This window comes from Leisingera sp. F5 (assembly GCF_001593695.1).
Genome location: NZ_LUKH01000832.1, coordinates 1 through 1,598, shown reverse-complemented (window position 1 = coordinate 1,598; position 1,598 = coordinate 1). Strand labels below are relative to the sequence as shown.

At 62.1% G+C, this 1,598-nt stretch carries 2 protein-coding genes and 1 pseudogene; all 3 read right to left on the bottom strand.

Features of this window, described 5'->3' with window-relative positions; genetic code table 11:
* Window positions 1-272: pseudogene (locus tag A2I95_RS36515) on the bottom strand (aspartate/glutamate racemase family protein); the annotation flags it as partial.
* Window positions 273-281: 9 nt separating this feature from the next.
* The gene (locus A2I95_RS36510) at window positions 282-974 is read right to left on the bottom strand and encodes a GntR family transcriptional regulator (protein WP_291737385.1); all 693 of its coding nucleotides are present in this window, start codon (window positions 972-974) and stop codon (window positions 282-284) included.
* Between the two features lie 94 nt (window positions 975-1,068).
* Window positions 1,069-1,598 (bottom strand): LysR substrate-binding domain-containing protein (locus tag A2I95_RS36505; RefSeq protein WP_291737384.1); only part of this gene is annotated, 530 nt, incomplete at its 5' end.

Below are 1,598 nucleotides of genomic sequence, written 5' to 3'. Positions count from 1 at the left end.
TCCTGGATCAGCGCCAGAAAGCCGCAGTTGGTGGTGATGCCGTCGGCGCCCATGGCGACCAGATCGCGGCCCGCATCCACAAAAAGCTCCACCAGTTCCCGCGGGTTGCCACGCACCACGTTTTCGGGATTGGCGCCGCGCACTACCTTGTAATGCACCGGAAAGTCCCAGGTCATTGCATTGCCCATATCGCCATGGATGCGGGGAAAGCGCGTTTCCAGCATCAGGATGCCAACCGCGGCGCCAAAGACTGTTTTTCCGCCTCGTTCCATGAGGACCCCCTATTCGTCTGGCACGTAGAGCTGGGAAAAGGCGATGCGGACAGCTTCCGTCGCCTCTTCGCGCCGTTTTTCGATATGGCTGCGCATGGCCGCTGTGGCAGCATCAGTATTGCGGGCGGCGATGCCTTCGACGATCTGGCGATGAGCCGAGATATCGCCCGGCGCCTTGCCCCCTGCCCGGTCGCGCATGCGTTTGAGGTCAATGAGGCGGATATAGCGGATCCGGCCATTGAGATTGTTGAGGATCCGCTGCAGCTCGCTGTTGGCGGAAAGCTGCGTCAGCCGGGCGTGGAAGCTTTCGTCCATCGCCAGCAGCTCATCCGGGTCGGTGGCGCTTTGATATTCCGGCTCCATCCGGTTGAGGTAATCCGCCAGCGCCGCGATGTCCGCGTCAGAGGCACGGGTGCAGGCCAGCCGCACGGCTTCGCATTCCACGGCCACACGGGCCTCGTACAGGTCCATGATGTAGCTGGGCGTCAGCGGGCGGCAGAAAAAACCGCGGTTGTTCTGAAAGGTCAGGAACCCCTCGGCCACCAGCCGGTTCAGCGCCTCGCGCAGCGGCGTGCGGCTGGCGCCCAGCACTTCGGAGAGCGCGCTTTCGTTGATCCGCTGATCGGGCTTGAAGGCAAAATCCGCCGCCATCCGGCGCAGCGCCTCATATACCCTGTCCACATTGCTTTCGCGTTTGGCCATATTCCCGCCATTCGGTCATTTCGCAGCGCAGATTAGGCGAGCAGCCAAGACCGCGCAAGATTGAATTCGAAACTGCATACAATTACCGGACGGACTAGGCAGTGCCCGCCGTATACGGCGCCAGTTCCTGTTTCAGCAGCGCCAGAAAATCCTGCCCCACTGCTGACAGCGGCCGCGACTTGGAGGTGACCACCGCCATTTCCATCATGATCCGCGGCCGGAACGGGCGGGAGACAAAGCCGCCGCCGGCCTCGAAGTCCAGCACAAAGGGATCTAGAACCGAGACGCCCATCCCCTCTTGCACAAAGCTGAGAAGGTTCTTGAACAGATGCGAATGCACCCGGGTTTTCAGTGGGACGCCCGCCTGCTGGAACACCTCGCGGGTGCGGCGGTGGGTCATGTGCTCTGGCCCCATCACGATGAAGGGCACGCCGTCCAGCAGTTCGGGAGTCAGCACCTCGTGTTCCGCCAGCGGGCTGTCCGCCGGAATTGCCAGCCGGGTTTCGACAGTGATCGGATGCACCTCCAGCCCGTCGTGGACCAGCGGCATCTCGCAAATGCCGATCTCGAACAGCCCGGAGATCACCCACTCCTGGATTTTCAGCGAATACTGCGCCTGAAAGG